A 16,349-nucleotide genomic window follows, 5' to 3' on the forward strand; every position below is an offset into this window, starting at 1 on the left:
TGAGCCGACGGCTCATATCGTCTAGGTGCGGGACGTGATCGTCCTGTCCATCGACACCTGCCTGGCAGCCTGCGCCGCCGCCGTCATCGACGACGGCCAAATCCTGGCGAGCCGCACCGAACCCATGACCCGCGGGCACCAGGAGGTCCTGGGCGGCATGGTGCGCGAGGTGATGGCCCAGACGGACCTTCCCTTCGCACGCTTGGACCGCATCGCCGTCACGGTCGGCCCCGGCTCATTCACCGGCCTGCGCGTCGGCCTGGCCTTCGCCAAGGGCCTCGCGACGGCGCTCGACATCCCCTGCATCGGCGTCGGAACTCTCGACGCCCTGGCCGAGGGACAGGAAGGGCCGCGGATCGCCGTGATCGACGCTCGCAAGGGTCAGGTCTACTGGCGCGCCTTCGATGGCGGTCAAGCCCTGACTGACCCCACCGCCGAGACAGCTGAAGAAGCGCTGACGGCGGCGCATCGTGTGTTTGGGGAGCGGCCTGTCACCCTGATTGGTTCAGGCGCGGCTCTGCTGGCCGATCGTCTGGCCATTTCGCGCGCCGAGCCCCTGCCCGCGCCCGATCCCGCCTCGGTCGCGCGGCTCGGGGCTCTGGCCGACCCCGCCGCCGCGCCGCCCAAGCCACTATACCTGCGCCCACCCTACGCCACCCTGCCCGACGCATGAGGGCCGCCCTCGCCTCCGACAGCGCTGAACTGGCCGCCTTGCACCGGGCGGCCTTCGAGGCGCCCTGGCCGCAGGCGGAGCTGGCCGACCTACTTGCCAGCGGCAGCGACGGACTGATCGAGGAGGGCCAGGGCTTCATCCTCTGGCGCACCGCGGCCGACGAGGCCGAAATCCTGACCATCGCCGTCGATCCGGCCGCGCGGCGCGCCGGACTGGGCCGCCGGCTCGTACAGGCGGCGGCGTCAGCAGCCCAGGGCCAGGGCGCGGCGAGCCTTTTTCTGGAAGTCGCCATCGACAATCTTGCCGCGCTCGGCCTTTACGAAACGGCCGGTTTCGAGCAAGTCGGACGTCGGCGCGGCTATTATCACCGACCCGACGGCGAAGTGGACGCCCTCGTCATGCGTCGCGCGCTTAACACCTGATCGTCCTCCGCCTATGTTGGCGGCGACGCACAAGACCTGGAGACAGCCCCTTGGACCGCCTCGAAAAGCTTTGCGCCGAAAAAGGCATGCGGATGACCGACCAGCGGCGCGTCATCGCGCGGGTGCTGTCGTCGGCCGAAGACCATCCCGATGTCGAGGAGCTGCACCGCCGCGCCCACGCCATCGATCCGCACATCTCGATCGCCACGGTCTACCGCACCGTCCGCCTGTTCGAAGAAAGCGGCATCATCGAGCGCCACGACTTCCGTGACGGTCGCTCGCGCTATGAAGAGCGCCCCGATCACCACCACGACCACCTGATCGACATGAAGACCGGCAAGGTCGTCGAGTTCGTGGACGAGGAGATCGAAGCCCTGCAGCAGGCGATCGCCCGCAAGCTTGGCTACAAGCTGATCGACCACCGGCTCGAACTCTACGGCATGCCGCTGGACGAATGATCGCGCCGGGTGTGGCCGCCACGACCTTGCATCAGGTTGTCCACAACCCCATAACGCCGCGATGACCGACACGACCACCGCCCAAGCCGCGGTCGAGGGCGCGCCCCTGAAGCGCCTCTTCATCAAGACCTACGGCTGCCAGATGAACGTCTACGACAGCGAACGCATGGCTGATGTCCTGCGCCCGCTCGGCTACGGCATGGTCGATGATCCGGAAGGCGCGGACCTGGTGGTGCTGAACACCTGCCACATCCGCGAGAAGGCCACGGAAAAGGTCTATTCCGAGCTTGGTCAGATCAAGCTGATGAAGAACCGCAAGGCCGAGGCCGGCGGCCAGATGACCATCGCCGTGGCGGGGTGCGTCGCCCAAGCCGAGGGCAAGGAGATCATGCATCGCCAGCCGGCGGTGGATCTGGTGGTCGGGCCCCAGGCCTATCACCAGTTGCCCGAACTGATCGCCCGCGCCCACCGCCACAGCGGCGAGCGGTTGTCGGCCGATTTCGCGGCGGATGAGAAGTTCGACGCCCTGCCCGCCGAACGCCATGTGACCGGCGTGACCGCCTTCCTCACCGTGCAGGAAGGCTGCGACAAGTTCTGCACCTTCTGCGTGGTGCCCTATACGCGCGGTGGCGAATGGTCCCGTCCGATGGACACGATCGTCGCCGAGGCCCAGGGCCTGGCCGACAAGGGCGTGCGCGAGGTCACCCTGCTGGGCCAGAACGTCAACGCCTATGAGGGCGGGCTGGCCAATCTTGTGCGCCGCCTGGCCAAGATCGATGGCCTGGACCGGATCCGCTACACTACAAGCCACCCGGCCGACATGGACGAGGCGCTCATCGAGGCGCACGGCGAGCTTCCCGAGCTGATGCCCTACCTGCACCTGCCCGTGCAGTCCGGGTCGGACAAGATCCTCAAGGCCATGAACCGCGCCCATACGGCCGAAAGCTATCTTCGCCTGGTCGAGAAAATCCGCGCCGCGCGACCGGACATCGCCATGAGCGGCGATTTCATCGTCGGCTTCCCCGGCGAGCGGGACGGCGATTTCGAGGCGACCCTGAACCTGATCCGCGAGGTCCGCTACGCGGCGGCCTTCTCGTTCAAATATTCCAAGCGTCCCGGAACCCCCGCCTCCGCCATGCCGGGCCAGGTGGCGGAAGAGGTCAAGGAGGAGCGGCTGGCCCGCCTTCTGGCCCTGCTCGACGAGCAGACCATCGGCTTCAACAACCGGGTGGTCGGCCGCACCGTACCCGTCCTGTTCGAGCGCAAGGGCCGTCACCTTGGCCAGATCGTCGGCCGCAGCCCCTATCTGAACGGTGTCCACTGCGAGGGGCCGGAACAGCTGATCGGACAGATCGTTCCTGTGAAGATCACCGGCGCCTCCAAGAACAGCCTTGCGGGCGTTCTGGCGCCCGTTTTGGAGCCTGCGTGAGCAAGACGCCTGAATTCACCGCCCTTTCCGACGTCGCCCAGCGCGCCGTCTCCGGCCCGTCGAGCCGTCACGCCGCCCTCATCGAAGATGCCTTCCGGGTCCTGATCGAAACCCCCGGCGGCGGCGTGTCGATCAACGGCGACGCCAAGTCCCGCCGCCAGGCCCAGGCCGCCATCGGCCTGATCGCCGCCCGGGCCGAGAGCGGCGTGGAGGTTGGGGAGGCTGATGTGCGCGCCGCCATCGGTCAGGTCCGCGCCGGCGGCGACGCGCGTTCTCCATCCGGGTCTCGACGCGGCATGGTGGCGGCCAAGACCGCCGCCCAGGCCAACTATCTAGACGCCCTGGGTCGCTTCGACCTGGTGTTCGGGCTGGGCCCAGCCGGCACGGGCAAGACCTTCCTGGCTGTCGCCCATGGCGCCGGCCTGCTGATGCGCGGCGAGGTGGATCGCCTCATCGTCACCCGCCCGGCCGTGGAGGCTGGCGAGCGCCTTGGCTTCCTGCCCGGCGACCTGAACGAAAAGGTCGATCCCTACATGGCCCCTGTCTGGGAGGCCCTGAACGACATCATGGGCGCCGACCAGCTGCGGCGGCGTCGCGAGAAGGGCGAGATCGAGGTCGCGCCCATCGCCTTCATGCGCGGCCGAACCCTGAGCCACGCCTTCGTCATCGTGGATGAGGCGCAGAACGCGTCACGTCTCCAGATGAAGATGGTCCTGACCCGCCTGGGCGAGGGGGCCAAGATGGCGGTTACCGGCGACCCCAGCCAGATCGACCTGCTCAACGCGGGCGACTCCGGCCTGGCGCATGCCGTGGCGATCCTGGAAGGGGTCAAGGGCGTGGCCGTGTCGCGCTTCAGCGCCTCGGACGTGGTCCGCCACCCGCTGGTGGAGCGTATCGTCAAGGCCTACGACGCCGACGCCGAAAAGCGCGGTCGATGAGCGACATCGACGTCGAAATCGAGGACGACGCCTGGACGGCGGCCCTGCCGCAAGTCGAAGCTCTGGTTCTCGAAGCCGCCCTCGCCGCCCTGGCCAAGGCCGGCCACACCGGCGGCTGCGTGGTGCTTCTGACAAACGACGACGCTGTTCATGAGCTCAATGCGCGCTTTCGCGAGCGCGACCAGCCGACCAACGTCCTGTCCTTCCCCGCGCCCGAGAACCCCGAAAACAGCCTGGGCGACATTTGCCTGGCCTTCGGGGTCTGCGAACGCGAAGCGATCGAGCAGGGCAAGCCGCTGGCGCACCACCTGCAACACCTTGTGGCGCATGGGGTGCTTCATCTTGTAGGCTACGATCATCTATCCGACGCCGAAGCGGAGGAGATGGAGGCCCTGGAGCGCGAAGTTCTCGCCGGCCTGGGCGTTCCTGACCCCTATGCCGAGCGCGGCGACCCCCAAGGGACCCATGCCTAGCGACGATCCAAGTCAACCGCCCGAAACCGCCGCGCGTAAAAGCCGGGGGGTTCGGGCGTTTCTTCGAAAGATGCGCCGCAAGCTGTCGGGCGAGCGCGAAATGCGGGGGGCCGAAGCCGCCACTCCCCACGATTCCTCCGCCGCCGACCTGGTGGATCAGGCCGAGGCCTTCCAGACCCTCCGCGTTGAAGACGTGATGACGCCGCGCGCGGACATCGTCGCCGTGGACATCGCCACCGCCTTCAGCGAACTGCTCGCCCGTTTCATCGAGGCCGAACATTCGCGGATGCCGATCTATCGCGACACGCTCGACGATCCCGTCGGCTTCGTTCACGTCAAGGACGTGTTCAAGATGCTGGCGGACGAGAGCAAGCGGCCCACCCCCGATCAGCCCGTCTTGCACCGGCTGCGCCGCGACATCCTCTATGTGCCGCCGTCCATGCGCGCCGCCGACCTGCTGCTGCGCATGCAGACCAGCCGCATCCATATGGCCGTGGTCATCGACGAATTCGGCGGCGCCGATGGTCTGGTGACCATGGAGGATCTGGTCGAAGCGGTGGTCGGCGACATCGCCGACGAACATGACGAGGCCCAGACCTCGGGTGTGGTCCAGCGCCCCGGCGGGGTGTTCGAGGCGGACGCCCGCGCCATGCTGGAGGATCTGGAGGCCGCCATGGGCGTCGAGGAGCTGGCGCCGGCCGACTTTGAGGAAGACATCGACACCGTCGGCGGCCTCGTCACGGCGATCGCGGGCCGCGTGCCGCAGCGCGGCGAGGTCATCAGCCATCCGGGCGGCTTTGATCTGGAAGTCACCGACGCCGACCCCCGCCGGGTCAAACGCGTCCGCATCCGCCCCGCCGCCCGACACGCCGAGGCCACGGGGGCCGCCGCCGGATGATCAGGCGGGTCCGCGCCGGGGTCGCCCCCAGGATGAGGCAGGCCTGGCGCGCGCCCTGGCTGTCGGCGATCCTGTCTCTGGGCGCCGGGCTCGCCGCGGCCCTGGCGCACCCTCCGTTCGGAATTCTGCCCGGCCTGCTGGGCTATGCGCTGCTTTTGCGCAATCTCGACGGGGCCGACCAGAGCAGCCCGTTGTCGTCGGCGTTCTTTCGCGGATGGCTCGCCGGCCTGGCCTATTTCGGCCTGAGCATCTGGTGGGTGGCCGAGGCCTTTCTGGTCAATCCCGCCCAGGCGTGGATGGCGCCCTTCGCGCCGACGCTATTGGCGTCGGGGCTCGGCCTGTTCTGGGGTTTCGCCGCGCTCGTCTATCGGCGCTTCGCGCCGCCCGGAGCTCGGCGAGTGCTGCTGTTCGCGGGCCTGTTCGCCGCCGCCGAATGGCTACGTGGCCATATCCTGACAGGCTTCCCCTGGAATCTGCCGGGCCAGAGCTGGGAGGCCGGGTCCTATCCGTCCCAGGCCGCCGCCCTGTTCGGCGCCTACGGCCTGACCTGGGTCACGCTCGCCATCGCCGCCAGTTTCGCCGTCATCTTCGAGGGTCCGCGCGGCCGCATCGCCGCGGCCGGAGGGCTCGCCGGCCTCGTAGCGCTCTACGGCTGGGGTGGCTGGCGTGTGAAACACGCCGCTCCGACGGCCGCAGACGCCCCTTTGGTGCGCATCGTCCAGGCGGATGTCCAGCAGTCGGTGAAATATGACGAGGCCGTATTCACCGACATCGTCATCCGGCACCTTCGCCTGACCCGCCAGCGGGCCGCGCGCGTCCCGGACCTGATCGTCTGGCCTGAAGGGGCCATCCCGGATGCGGCGGACTCCTATCTGGCGCACGGAACCTGGACCCGCGAGGCCATCGAAAAGGCCCTCCAGCCGGGCCAGGCCCTGATCCTCGGCGCCTATCGGATCGACGGCACGCCGGATCGGCCAATCTACTACAACAGCCTGATCAGCTTGCGCCGCACCACGGCGCTGGAGGTGACCGGCGTCTACGACAAGCACCGGCTGACGCCTTTCGGCGAATACCTGCCGCTGGAGAGCTGGGCTGACAAGCTGGGCCTCAAGCAGATGGTTCAGGTTGGCGATGGCTTCACCCCTGGTCCCCGGCCGCAGCCGCTGGAGCCGGCCGGGCTTTTCCGGATTCAGCCGCTGATCTGTTACGAGAGCCTATTCCCGGGCTTCATCCAGGCGGGAGACGACGCACGTCGTCCGCGCGCCATCGTCAACATCTCCAATGATGCCTGGTTCGGCCAGACTTCCGGTCCTCTGCAGCATCTGAACCTGGCCAGCTATCGCGCCATCGAGACGGGGACGCCGATGATCCGCGCCACGCCGACGGGCGTCTCGGCCATGATCGACGCCTATGGTCGGATTGTTCCCAATGCGCGCCTTGGATTGGGCGAAACGGGGGTCATAGATGCAGCGCTGCCCGCCTTAGCTCCAAAAACTGTATACAGTCTGCTTGGCGACGCGCCATTTGGCGTTATGATTCTAGCTTCATTTGGAGCTGGCCTGCGCCGTCGCAGGGCGGCGCTCTTGAAAAGCAAAGTTATTTGAGCGCATACCGCTAAGAAAGCGACAGTCGATCAGTCAGGGTGGGAATGGACGACAATAGCGACGTTGAACGGTCGCCTAATCCTATCGACGTCCATGTCGGCGCAAGGATCAGGCTACGACGCCGTTCCCTCGGCATCAGTCAAGAACGCCTCGCCGAGGACCTTGGTCTGACGTTCCAGCAAGTGCAGAAGTATGAGCGTGGCGCGAACCGAGTCAGCGCCTCCAAACTCTACGAAATCGCTCGCAGCCTGCAGATTCCGGTCGCCTTCTTTTTCGACGACCTGGCCGATCCGAGCCAAGGGCGCACCGCCGATTTCGCCGAGTCCGCGGCCAATCCGTTCGCCAACACCTTCCTAATGACTCCCGAGGGTCTGGAGTTGGCGGAGCTGTTTCCAAAGATCCGCCGCCCCCGCGTACGCCGGCGCATCCTGGAGCTTGTCCGCTCCATGGCTGACGAAGAAGACGAAGAGATCGTCAGCGCCTGACGCCTTGCGCGGGACATAAAGTTATCTTTATAGGTTCGGGAGTATCACCGTGGGGTTCCACGGTCCCGTCTGGAGGCGTCTAGTGAGCCGTTCGTCGTATATCTTCACCAGCGAAAGCGTGTCCGAAGGCCACCCCGACAAAGTCGCCGACCGGATCAGCGACACGGTTGTCGACGCCTTCCTGGCCGCCGACCCCGAGGCGCGGGTCGCCTGCGAGACCCTGGTGACCACCAACCGCATCGTCCTGGCGGGCGAGGTTCGCGCGGGCAAGCCAGGCGGCGACAAGGCCGCCAACAAGGCCCTGACCAAGGACATCATCAAGTCGCTGGAGCCCAAGGTTCGCGCCGCGATCAAGGATATCGGCTACGAGCAAAAGGGCTTCCACTGGGAGAAGGCCAAGTACGCCTGCTACCTGCACGGTCAGTCGGCTCACATCGCCCAGGGCGTGGACTCGACCGACAAGAAGGACGAGGGCGCCGGCGACCAGGGCATCATGTTCGGCTACGCCAGCACCGAGACCCCGGAGCTGATGCCGGCCACCCTGCAGTACAGCCACAACATCCTGAGCAAGCTGGCCCAGCTGCGCCACAGCGGCGAGCTGAGCGAGCTGGAGCCCGACGCCAAGAGCCAAGTGACCCTGGAATATGACGGGAACGGCAAGCCGGTCCGCGTCGTCTCCATCGTGGTGTCGCACCAGCACAAGAAGAAGATCGACGGCAAGATGGCCACCAGCAAGCGCGTGCTGGACCTCATCAAGCCGCACATCCTGCCGATCTTCCCCGAAGGCCTGATCACCAAGAAGACCCAGTGGCTGGTCAATCCGACTGGTCGCTTCGAAATCGGCGGTCCCGACGGCGACGCCGGCATCACTGGCCGCAAGATCATCGTCGACACTTACGGCGGCGCGGCCCCGCACGGCGGCGGCGCCTTCTCGGGCAAGGACCCGACCAAGGTCGATCGCTCGGCCGCCTACGCCTGCCGCTACCTGGCGAAGAACGTCGTGGCCGCTGGCCTGGCCGAGCGCTGCACCATTCAGATCGCCTACGCCATCGGCGTGGCCAAGCCGGTCTCGTTCCACGTGGACCTGCACGGTACGGGCAAGGTTGATCCGGCCGAGCTTGAGCGCATCCTGCCCGAGCTGATCGGCGGCGCCACACCGCGCGCCATCCGCGAGCACCTGGGCCTCAACAAGCCGATCTACGCGCGCACCGCCGCCTACGGCCACTTTGGCCGCACGCCCGATAACGAAGGCGGATTCTCCTGGGAGAAGACCGACCTGGTCGGCGAGCTCAAGGGCCTCGCCTAGGGCTCGATGAATCCTTCCGCGCGCAGGGCCAATCGGCCGGCGCGCGGATCTTCACTGAAGAACAGACCGCCCTCGGCGCTGGAGCGTCCTGGAACGTCGTCTATCACGGCGTGAGCTTCCTCGCCGCTGGCGAGGGCGCCGATGACCTGCACCTGGGCCGCGGTCTCACCGCCTTCGTTGCGCACCTCGAAAAGCACCCGCCAACCACCCGCCGTCGATGCGATCTCGCGGGCCTCGACCACCAGGACCGGCGGCTCGTGCTGACGGCGAGCGTCGATCAGCACCAGCGCCAGCAGCAAGAGAGCCATCAACCCCCCAAGGACGGCGGCCATCCATTCCAGAACGGGAACCCGCTGCGTGGCCGGCGGCGCCTTCTTCGTCGTGCGCCTGGCCATCAGAGCACCAGCCGCGCCGCGGCCGCGCCGATCGAGGCGGGCAGGCCTAGAACGACGGCCATTTGAGCGGCCATAGCCGCATCCACGCCATCAAGCCGTTCGAAGAACCACAGGACGCCGAGGCTGATCGCCAGGGCGACTCCATAGCCGGCCAGGGTGTAGTGCAGGAAGGTCGCCACATGGCCCGCGCCCTCGGGCCGTTCGTGCTGACCCCGTAGCGCCAGGGCGTAGACCAGCAGATGCAGGGCGATCATCGAGCCCATGACCAAAAACACCGTGTGGGCCGCGGTCATCTTCTGCGCAATGATCATCATCTCCTCGGTGGGGGCGACGTTGAAGCCGAAGAACAACGCCCCCGCCCCCATCAGGAACAGCTCGCCCACATAGCCCGCCTCACGCTTTCGCCTGTCGTCGCCCTCGTCCGAGGCCGCCAGTTGGTTAGCCGCCACCACCGCCCCCATGCCCGCGGGCACGGCGCAGACGGCCACGACCCCCGCGATCTCGCCGATCGTCATGTCGCGGGTGACGACGCCAAAAAGGATCACCGCCGTCAGGGTGACCACGCAGCCGACGCCGAAGGCCGCCAGGGCGTCCAGAGCATCGTCCGCCAGGCCGGTGGTCCGCTCGAAGCCGGAGTAATAGGACACGCCGGTGATCAGGCCGAGGGCCGCAATGATCATCAACGCCAGGCGGTCGCGGTCCATATAAAGCCCGAAGCGCCACATCTCCTCGGTCATGAACAGCGGCAGGCTGAACAGCAGAGCGCCGCCCGCCGCGCGTGCGAGACCCTGTGCGTAGCGGATTTCAGCGGCCATGCTCGTGGATGTCATGTGCGCCCCGGCGACAATGGTTCGGGATCACAACGCGCATGGCGACGCTTGGTGGCGTGGCGACGCTTGGCGTGAGGCCCCGAAAGAGGCAAAAGCCCCGCCATGCCCATCGCCCAGCAGCCTCACGGCCACCTTCGCTCGTTCGGACGCATCCAAGCCCGGCCTCTCAAGCCGCGTCAGGCCGCCCTGTTCGACACCCTGCTGCCGTCCATCGCCGTGCCAGAGGGCGCTTTCGACCCGCGCGCCCTGGCGCCCGAGGCCAAGGAAGTCTGGCTTGAGATCGGTTTTGGCGGCGGCGAGCACATGGCCGGCCAGGCTGCCCGCAATCCGCAGGCCCTGGTCATCGGGGCCGAACCCTTCGTCAATGGCGTGGGCAGCGCCCTGCGCCATGTGGAGGAGCAGGGGCTGAAGAACGTGCGCCTGCACCACGGCGACGTGCGGGACATCGTCGCCGGCCTGCCGGACGCCAGCCTTGACCGGGTCTTCATCATGTTCCCCGATCCCTGGCAGAAGGCCCGCCACCACAAGCGCCGCCTGATCCAGGACGACTTCCTGGCGGAACTGGCGCGCGTCATGAAACCGGGCGCGCGCCTGCGCTTCGCCACCGATTGGGCGAACTACGCGGACTGGGCTCTGGAGAAGATTCTGGCCTGCGGCGCCTTCGCCTGGCCGGCGGAGCGGGCGGACGACTGGCGGGTTCCGCCGGCCGACCACCTCACAACGCGATACGAGGAAAAGAAGCTGGGCGACTGCGCGCCCGTCTTCCTCGATTTCGTCAGGGCCTGAGGCCCTGACCTAGTCCTAGTGCTCGCCGGCCTTTTCGAGGGTCGGATAGGCCTTCTTCGGGTCTTCGGCCTTGAAGGCGTCGATGGACTTGAGGATCAGGTCGGCGGCCTCTTCAGCGTCGCCCCAACCGCCGATCGTGACCGACTTGCCCTTCTCCAGGTCCTTGTAGTGCTTGAAGAAGTGGGCGATCTGCTCGACCAGGATCGAGGGCAGCTCGTTCCAGGAATTCACGCCCGTGTAGAATGGGTGCAGCTTGTCCACGGGCACGGCTAGGATCTTTTCGTCGCCGCCGGCCTCATCCGTCATCTTCAGTACGCCGATCGGACGGCAGCGGATCACCGCGCCCGGAACCACCGGGGTCTGGCTGACCACCATGATGTCCATCGGATCGCCGTCGTCGGCCAGGGTGTGCGGGATGAACCCGTAGTTGGCCGGGTAGTACATGGCGGTGTGCAGGAAGCGATCGACGAAGATCGCGCCGGAATCCTTGTCCAGCTCGTACTTCACCGGCTCGCCGCCCTGCGGGATCTCGATGACCGCATAGAGGTCGTACGGCGGGTTCTTACCCGTGGGAATCTTGGAGAGGTCCATTTTAGCGGCCGTCCATCAGGGGAGGATTAGAAAAGCGGCGCTCCCTATGGACCGTAACGCGCCTGGGGAAAAGGGAGGTGCGACGCTTTTTACGCTGCGCCGCACACAGCGCAGGCCGGATCAGCGCCCACCTTCACCGTCCGCGCGGTCGCCGAGAGGGCGTCATAGATCAACAGCCGGTCCCGCAAGGGCTCGCCGGCGCGGGTGATTGTCTTGACCGTCTCAAGCGCCATCATCGAGCCGATCACTCCCGCCAGGGCCCCCACCACGCCGACGACGCTGCAGGTCTCGGCGTCCGGCGGGATGTCCGGCACCAGGCACTGATAGCAGGGCCGGCCCGAGAAAATCCCCACCTGCCCGCTCCAGCGACCGATAGCCCCCGTGACCAGGGTCTTGCCCTTGGCCACGCAGGCGGCGTTGACACAAAAGCGCGTGGCGAAGTCGTCCGTGCCGTCCAGCACCAGGTCGTAGCCGGAGACCAGCGCCTGTGCGTTCTCAGAGGTCAGATGATGCGGCAAGGCCTCGATCTTCACGTGCGGATTGAGCGCCAGCAGGCGCTCGGCCGCGGCCATGACCTTTTCGCGGCCCACATCGGCCTCGGTGTAGAGCACCTGCCGTTGCAGGTTGGACAAGGACACCGTGTCGGCGTCGACCATCCCGATGGTCCCCACCCCCGCGGCGGCCAGGTAGAGAGAGGCAGGGGCGCCCAGGCCGCCGGCGCCGACCACGAGCACCCGCGCGGCCTTCAGGGCCTGCTGCCCCTGGCCGCCGATTTCGCGCAGCACCAGATGCCGTGCGTAGCGCTCAACTTCCTCGGTCGAAAAGCCCATGTGCTTGACCTGCTCCGTTACGCTCGCCACATCGGACGGATGAAAGCCGACGCTTCTACATTCCCCGACTGGCACGGCACCACAATCTTGGCCGTGCGCAAGGACGGCCGGACGGTCATCGCCGGAGACGGACAGGTGTCCATGGGCCAGACCGTGGTCAAGGGCAACGCCCGCAAGGTGCGCATGCTGGCCGGCGGCAAGGTCGTCGCCGGCTTCGCCGGAGCCACCGCCGACGCCTTCACCCTGATCGAGCGCCTTGAGGCCAAGCTGGAGCAGTTTCCGGGCCAGCTGGCCCGCGCCTGCGTCGAGTTGGCCAAGGACTGGCGCACCGATCGCTATCTGCGAAAGCTGGAGGCCATGCTGATCGTGGCAGACGCCGAGGCCATCTACACGGTCACCGGCGTGGGCGACGTGCTGGAACCGGATGTGGGCGTCGCGGCCATCGGTTCGGGCGGTAACTACGCCCTGGCGGCGGCGCGGGCCCTGATCGACCAGGACCTGACCGCCGAGGAGATCGCCCGCAAGGCCATGGGCATCGCCGCCGACATCTGCGTCTATACGAACGGAAATCTGACGATCGAAGTTCTTTAGCCGTTCGTCGCAAACTCCGAGCCCGCCGGCGCCCGCGGATTTAGCAGCCGTGGCCTCATTCGGGGACTTTCGACCATGAACCGCCTGCTGCTGATCGCCGCCGCCATCGCTCTTCCGCTCACCGCGCAAGCCGCGGAGCCGGCCTCTCCCGCCGAGGTCGTCGCCGCCGAGCGGGCCTTCGCGGCTGACGGCTTCGCCAACGGCGTCAAGGCGTCCTTCTTGCGGCACATGACCGACGACGCGCTGATGTTCGTGCCCGGGCCCGTAAACGCCAAGACCTACTTTGAGGCCCAGAGCGGGACTGGCGAGCCCCAGATCAAGTGGTGGCCGATCTTCGCCGGGATCGCCCGCAGCGGCGACCTGGGCTTCACCACCGGCCCGGCGGAATACAATGGCAAACGGGGCGGCCACTATTTCACCGTCTGGGCCAAGCAGCCCGACGGCGGCTGGAAGTGGGTCTATGACGGCGGCCCTCGCGCCACCTCTGTCGGCCAGCCGGGACCCGAGAGCGAGCCGGTCACCTTGCCCGTCGCCAAGGGCGGAGCAGGCTCGGCGCAGAAAGCTTTCGCCGAGGTTCAGGCGGCCGAAGCCGCTTTGGCCAAGGCCGCCCTTACGGATTCCAAGGCCGCCTTCCTGGCCGTGCTGGCTAAGGAGGCCCGGCTGACCAGCTCCAGGGCCCCACTTCCGGCCACGCCCGACGCGGTCGCCGCAGAACTCGACACGCGCGGCAAGGCCATCACCTTCACGGCCAAGGGGGGTTTCGCCTCCAAGGCCGGCGATCTGGCCTGGACTTGGGGCCAAGCAGATTGGACAGCGACGGATGGCAAGCCAGCCAAGGGACACTATGTTCGGATCTGGCAGACGCGGCCGGAAGGCTGGCGTCTGGTTTATGACCAGCTCCTACCGGCTTGATGACTGAATTTTCCCCACGCGAAATCGTCTCCGAACTCGACCGCTTCATTGTCGGTCACAACGACGCCAAGAAGGCCGTCGCAGTCGCTCTGCGCAATCGCTGGCGTCGCCGGCGGCTGCCTGACGACCTGCGCGACGAGGTCACGCCCAAGAACATCCTGATGATCGGCCCCACGGGCGTGGGCAAGACCGAGATCGCGCGGCGCCTGGCGCGGCTGGCCCAGGCCCCGTTCCTGAAAGTCGAAGCCACCAAGTTCACCGAGGTCGGCTATGTGGGCCGCGACGTAGACCAGATCATGCGTGATCTGGTGGAGAGCGCCCTGATCATGGTGCGCGACAAGCGCAGGGCCGGGGTTCGCGCTAGCGCCGAGCGCGCGGCCGAGGAGCGTATTCTCGACGCCCTGACCGGCCCTGGCTCCACCGCCGCCCGCGAAAGCTTCCGCAAAAAGCTGCGGGCCGGGGAGCTGGACGAGACCGAGGTCGAGATCCAGCTGTCCGACACCGGCGGCCCCAGCATGGACATTCCCGGCCAGCCGGGCGGCATCGGCGTGCTGAACCTGTCGGACATGATGAAGGCCTTCGGCGGCGGGCGGATGAAGACCGTCAAGATGACCGTCGCCGCCGCCCACGCGCCCCTGATCGCCGAGGAAAGCGACAAGCTGCTGGATCAGGACGCCCTGACCCGCGAAGCGGTCGAACTGGCCGAGAACAACGGCATCGTCTTCCTGGACGAGATCGACAAGGTGGCCAGCCGTTCGGACCGGGCCGGGGCCGATGTTTCGCGCGAGGGGGTGCAGCGCGACCTGCTGCCCCTGATCGAGGGCACCACCGTGGCCACCAAGCACGGGCCGGTGAAGACCGACCACGTGCTGTTCATCGCCTCGGGCGCCTTCCATGTGGCCAAGCCGTCGGACCTGCTGCCCGAGCTGCAGGGCCGCCTGCCGATCCGGGTCGAGCTGAAGGCCCTGACCCGCGACGACTTCCGCCGCATCCTGACCGAGCCCGAGGCCAACCTGATCCGCCAGCACCAGGCCCTGATGCTGACCGAAGGCGTGGAGCTGACCTTCACCGAGGGGGCCATCGACGCCCTGGCCGACGCCGCCGTGGCGGTGAACGGCTCGGTGGAGAACATCGGCGCCCGCCGGCTGCAGACCGTGCTGGAGAAGGTGACCGAGGAGATCAGCTTCACCGCCGGCGACGGCGGCGCGCCCCAGGTGACCATCGACGAAGCCTATGTGCAGGAACGGATCGGAGCCCTGTCGCAGAACGCCGACCTGAGCCGGTACATCCTCTAGGCTGCTTTCGCCGCCGCCACGGCTTCGGAGCCCAGGATCGCCGCCTTGCGGGCCAGGCCCCAGTGATAGCCGGTGAGCCGGCCGTCCTTGGCGATGGCGCGGTGGCAGGGGATCAGCAGGGCCAGCGGATTGGCGCCAATGGCCGCGCCGGTGGCCTGGAAGGCCTTGGGCTTGCCGGCCCAGGACGCGACCTGGCCGTAGGTGGCCGTCTCGCCCGTGGGGATGCGCAGCAGGGCCTTCCACACCTGGACATGGAACGGCGGGCCGATCAGCACCACCGGCAGGGGGCTGTCGCCGCCCGCGAAGGCGTGAAGGGCCATGGCGGCGGCGGCCTGGTCGTCGCGAACCCAGTTGGCGGCCGGGAAACGGCGATGCATGTCGGCGAAGGCCACCTCCTCACCCGCCCCATCCACAAAGCCCAGACCGGCCAGGCCGCGGGGTGTCATGGCGAACAGGCCCTTGCCGAAGGGGGTCGGGGCCCAGCCCCAGGTCAGGTCCAGCCCCTCGCCGCGCCGGCGCGCCTCGCCCGGGGTGACCGCCTCATGGGCGATGAACAGGTCGTGCAGGCGGGACGGGCCGGACAGCCCGGCGTCGAAGGCGGCGTCGAGCACGCTGGCGCCGGCGTCGAGCGCCTTGCGCGCCTCGGCGTGGGCGATAGCGGCCATGAAGGTCTTGGGGCTGACGCCGGCCCAGCGGGTGAAGGTGCGCTGGAAGTGGAACGGCGACAGGCCGATGGCCTCGGCGGCGTCCTCGAGCGAGGGCCGGTCCAGCCAACGCTCGGCCAGCCAGTCCAGAGCCTGGACCATGCGGGCGTAGTCCTGCGACTGAGCCTCCAGGCGGGCCAGCGGGCTCAAGGTCGTCTCGGCGATTTCGGAGTCGAGGGCCATGGCGGTCTCCTTGTTCGCCATCAGACTAGGTCTCCGCGTGGGCTGAATCCGCCCGGTTCTTGCGTCGCCGGATATCTTTCAGCCCGGGCGGTTTGGATCGCCTGCTCCAGGGCCTGGGCGAAGGCGCCGCGCTCGTCCGGGCTGAGCGAGCCAGCAATGGTCAGGGCCTTGTTCGACAGGCGCAGGCGCACGCGCTGATCGTGTTCGCTGGCCTGCTCCACCACCACGCGGGTGAAGGCGGTAGGCGAGACCCAGATCCGTCGGCGACGACCGGGGGTTTCGCGCAGCACGGTGACCTGTTCGGCCGAGACCTGCACCCGCTCGGCTCTTTCACTGGCGCGGAAGCTGAACTTGAAGGCCAGCCAGATGGCCAGGACGTCCAGACCCAGGAAGATCGGCACAGGCCATGCGCCGATCACGAACAGGAAAATCCCGAACAGCACATTGGCCGCGACGACGAAGCCCAGCAGCACCTTGAACCCGCCCGGCGACAGGGAACGGTTCTGGGTGATCACGGCGTCCATGTAGAGGGTCGCGGCCATGGGC

The 16,349-nt window shown here is 67.5% G+C and carries 20 protein-coding genes; 14 read left to right on the forward strand and 6 right to left on the reverse strand.

All coding sequences use genetic code 11. From position 1 onward, the window contains the following. The first annotated feature begins 37 nt into the window (after positions 1 to 37). The 10 genes from tsaB (at position 38) to metK (ending at position 8,686) form a co-directional block, all read left to right on the forward strand. On the forward strand, positions 38 to 673 hold the full coding sequence (tsaB, locus tag O5K31_RS00065; RefSeq protein ID WP_269717110.1) for a tRNA (adenosine(37)-N6)-threonylcarbamoyltransferase complex dimerization subunit type 1 TsaB: 636 nt from the start codon (positions 38 to 40) through the stop codon (positions 671 to 673). Then, complete coding sequence (gene rimI, locus O5K31_RS00070) at positions 670 to 1,095, forward strand: ribosomal protein S18-alanine N-acetyltransferase (RefSeq protein ID WP_269715096.1); 426 nt, start codon at positions 670 to 672, stop codon at positions 1,093 to 1,095. The genes tsaB and rimI overlap by 4 nt, the downstream gene beginning before the upstream one ends. Positions 1,096 to 1,145: 50 nt before the next feature. After that, positions 1,146 to 1,553, forward strand: a complete 408-nt coding sequence (locus O5K31_RS00075; protein WP_269715097.1) for a Fur family transcriptional regulator — start codon at positions 1,146 to 1,148, stop codon at positions 1,551 to 1,553. A gap of 61 nt (positions 1,554 to 1,614) precedes the next feature. Next, complete coding sequence (gene miaB / locus O5K31_RS00080) at positions 1,615 to 2,982, forward strand: tRNA (N6-isopentenyl adenosine(37)-C2)-methylthiotransferase MiaB (RefSeq protein WP_269715098.1); 1,368 nt, start codon at positions 1,615 to 1,617, stop codon at positions 2,980 to 2,982. Next, complete coding sequence (locus O5K31_RS00085; protein ID WP_269715099.1) at positions 2,979 to 3,920, forward strand: PhoH family protein; 942 nt, start codon at positions 2,979 to 2,981, stop codon at positions 3,918 to 3,920. Before miaB ends, O5K31_RS00085 begins: the two co-directional genes overlap by 4 nt. Next, the gene (gene ybeY, locus O5K31_RS00090) at positions 3,917 to 4,393 is read left to right on the forward strand and encodes an rRNA maturation RNase YbeY (RefSeq protein ID WP_269715100.1); all 477 of its coding nucleotides are present in this window, start codon (positions 3,917 to 3,919) and stop codon (positions 4,391 to 4,393) included. The genes O5K31_RS00085 and ybeY overlap by 4 nt, the downstream gene beginning before the upstream one ends. Beyond that, positions 4,386 to 5,291, forward strand: coding sequence for a hemolysin family protein (locus O5K31_RS00095; RefSeq protein WP_269715101.1), 906 nt, complete (start codon positions 4,386 to 4,388; stop codon positions 5,289 to 5,291). Before ybeY ends, O5K31_RS00095 begins: the two co-directional genes overlap by 8 nt. A 32-nt stretch (positions 5,292 to 5,323) precedes the next feature. After that, entirely contained in the window at positions 5,324 to 6,895 is a 1,572-nt protein-coding gene (gene lnt, locus O5K31_RS00100) for an apolipoprotein N-acyltransferase (RefSeq protein ID WP_269715102.1), read from the forward strand. A gap of 38 nt (positions 6,896 to 6,933) precedes the next feature. Beyond that, on the forward strand, positions 6,934 to 7,380 hold the full coding sequence (locus O5K31_RS00105; protein WP_269715103.1) for a helix-turn-helix domain-containing protein: 447 nt from the start codon (positions 6,934 to 6,936) through the stop codon (positions 7,378 to 7,380). Between the two features lie 82 nt (positions 7,381 to 7,462). After that, positions 7,463 to 8,686, forward strand: a complete 1,224-nt coding sequence (gene metK / locus O5K31_RS00110) for a methionine adenosyltransferase (protein ID WP_269715104.1) — start codon at positions 7,463 to 7,465, stop codon at positions 8,684 to 8,686. On the opposite strand, the gene O5K31_RS00115 is transcribed toward metK, so the two are convergent. Both O5K31_RS00115 and O5K31_RS00120 read right to left on the reverse strand, forming a co-directional pair. After that, a complete protein-coding gene (locus tag O5K31_RS00115) occupies positions 8,683 to 9,081 on the reverse strand; it encodes a hypothetical protein (protein WP_269715105.1) in 399 nt (132 codons plus the stop codon). The two genes, metK and O5K31_RS00115, sit on opposite strands and share 4 nt — an antisense overlap. Beyond that, positions 9,081 to 9,911 (reverse strand): TIGR02587 family membrane protein, encoded by an 831-nt coding sequence (locus tag O5K31_RS00120; RefSeq protein WP_269715106.1) that lies wholly within the window; start codon positions 9,909 to 9,911, stop codon positions 9,081 to 9,083. Before O5K31_RS00120 ends, O5K31_RS00115 begins: the two co-directional genes overlap by 1 nt. 102 nt (positions 9,912 to 10,013) lie before the next feature. On the opposite strand from O5K31_RS00120, the gene trmB reads away from it, so the two are divergent. Next, entirely contained in the window at positions 10,014 to 10,697 is a 684-nt protein-coding gene (gene trmB, locus O5K31_RS00125; RefSeq protein ID WP_269715107.1) for a tRNA (guanosine(46)-N7)-methyltransferase TrmB, read from the forward strand. Positions 10,698 to 10,712: 15 nt separating this feature from the next. On the opposite strand, the gene ppa is transcribed toward trmB, so the two are convergent. Together ppa and O5K31_RS00135 are read right to left on the reverse strand one after the other, a co-directional pair. Beyond that, complete coding sequence (ppa, locus tag O5K31_RS00130; protein ID WP_269715108.1) at positions 10,713 to 11,288, reverse strand: inorganic diphosphatase; 576 nt, start codon at positions 11,286 to 11,288, stop codon at positions 10,713 to 10,715. A gap of 89 nt (positions 11,289 to 11,377) precedes the next feature. Next, positions 11,378 to 12,118 carry a HesA/MoeB/ThiF family protein gene (locus O5K31_RS00135; protein WP_269715109.1) on the reverse strand — a complete coding sequence of 247 codons (741 nt, stop codon included), beginning with the start codon at positions 12,116 to 12,118 and terminating at the stop codon, positions 11,378 to 11,380. A 39-nt stretch (positions 12,119 to 12,157) separates the two neighbouring features. On the opposite strand from O5K31_RS00135, the gene hslV reads away from it, so the two are divergent. The 3 genes from hslV (at position 12,158) to hslU (ending at position 14,916) form a co-directional block, all read left to right on the forward strand. Continuing rightward, positions 12,158 to 12,709 (forward strand): ATP-dependent protease subunit HslV, encoded by a 552-nt coding sequence (hslV, locus tag O5K31_RS00140; protein ID WP_269717112.1) that lies wholly within the window; start codon positions 12,158 to 12,160, stop codon positions 12,707 to 12,709. A 75-nt stretch (positions 12,710 to 12,784) separates the two neighbouring features. Then, positions 12,785 to 13,621 carry a YybH family protein gene (locus tag O5K31_RS00145; protein ID WP_269715110.1) on the forward strand — a complete coding sequence of 279 codons (837 nt, stop codon included), beginning with the start codon at positions 12,785 to 12,787 and terminating at the stop codon, positions 13,619 to 13,621. Continuing rightward, positions 13,621 to 14,916 carry an ATP-dependent protease ATPase subunit HslU gene (gene hslU, locus O5K31_RS00150; protein WP_269715111.1) on the forward strand — a complete coding sequence of 432 codons (1,296 nt, stop codon included), beginning with the start codon at positions 13,621 to 13,623 and terminating at the stop codon, positions 14,914 to 14,916. The genes O5K31_RS00145 and hslU overlap by 1 nt, the downstream gene beginning before the upstream one ends. On the opposite strand, the gene O5K31_RS00155 is transcribed toward hslU, so the two are convergent. Continuing rightward, the gene (locus O5K31_RS00155; protein WP_442867741.1) at positions 14,913 to 15,824 is read right to left on the reverse strand and encodes a methylated-DNA--[protein]-cysteine S-methyltransferase; all 912 of its coding nucleotides are present in this window, start codon (positions 15,822 to 15,824) and stop codon (positions 14,913 to 14,915) included. The genes hslU and O5K31_RS00155 overlap by 4 nt on opposite strands. Then, positions 15,824 to 16,345: a DUF2244 domain-containing protein gene (locus O5K31_RS00160; protein WP_269715113.1), complete on the reverse strand. Its 522-nt coding sequence runs from the start codon at positions 16,343 to 16,345 to the stop codon at positions 15,824 to 15,826. Before O5K31_RS00160 ends, O5K31_RS00155 begins: the two co-directional genes overlap by 1 nt. Positions 16,346 to 16,349 lie beyond the last annotated feature (4 nt).

This window comes from Caulobacter sp. NIBR2454, assembly GCF_027474405.1.
Classification (GTDB): domain Bacteria; phylum Pseudomonadota; class Alphaproteobacteria; order Caulobacterales; family Caulobacteraceae; genus Caulobacter.

Excerpts from the sequence above, each read along its gene's own strand:
- rimI (WP_269715096.1), top strand. The coding sequence starts at position 670 with ATGAGGGCCGCCCTCGCCTCCGACAGCGCTGAACTGGCCGCCTTGCAC.
- miaB (WP_269715098.1), top strand. The coding sequence starts at position 1,615 with ATGACCGACACGACCACCGCCCAAGCCGCGGTCGAGGGCGCGCCCCTG.
- ybeY (WP_269715100.1), top strand. The coding sequence starts at position 3,917 with ATGAGCGACATCGACGTCGAAATCGAGGACGACGCCTGGACGGCGGCC.
- O5K31_RS00095 (WP_269715101.1), top strand. The coding sequence starts at position 4,386 with ATGCCTAGCGACGATCCAAGTCAACCGCCCGAAACCGCCGCGCGTAAA.
- lnt (WP_269715102.1), top strand. The coding sequence starts at position 5,324 with ATGAGGCAGGCCTGGCGCGCGCCCTGGCTGTCGGCGATCCTGTCTCTG.
- O5K31_RS00115 (WP_269715105.1), bottom strand. The coding sequence starts at position 9,081 with ATGGCCAGGCGCACGACGAAGAAGGCGCCGCCGGCCACGCAGCGGGTT.
- O5K31_RS00120 (WP_269715106.1), bottom strand. The coding sequence starts at position 9,911 with ATGACATCCACGAGCATGGCCGCTGAAATCCGCTACGCACAGGGTCTC.
- trmB (WP_269715107.1), top strand. The coding sequence starts at position 10,014 with ATGCCCATCGCCCAGCAGCCTCACGGCCACCTTCGCTCGTTCGGACGC.
- ppa (WP_269715108.1), bottom strand. The coding sequence starts at position 11,288 with ATGGACCTCTCCAAGATTCCCACGGGTAAGAACCCGCCGTACGACCTC.
- O5K31_RS00135 (WP_269715109.1), bottom strand. The coding sequence starts at position 12,118 with ATGGGCTTTTCGACCGAGGAAGTTGAGCGCTACGCACGGCATCTGGTG.
- hslV (WP_269717112.1), top strand. The coding sequence starts at position 12,158 with ATGAAAGCCGACGCTTCTACATTCCCCGACTGGCACGGCACCACAATC.
- O5K31_RS00145 (WP_269715110.1), top strand. The coding sequence starts at position 12,785 with ATGAACCGCCTGCTGCTGATCGCCGCCGCCATCGCTCTTCCGCTCACC.
- hslU (WP_269715111.1), top strand. The coding sequence starts at position 13,621 with ATGACTGAATTTTCCCCACGCGAAATCGTCTCCGAACTCGACCGCTTC.
- O5K31_RS00155 (WP_442867741.1), bottom strand. The coding sequence starts at position 15,824 with ATGGCGAACAAGGAGACCGCCATGGCCCTCGACTCCGAAATCGCCGAG.
- O5K31_RS00160 (WP_269715113.1), bottom strand. The coding sequence starts at position 16,345 with ATGGCCGCGACCCTCTACATGGACGCCGTGATCACCCAGAACCGTTCC.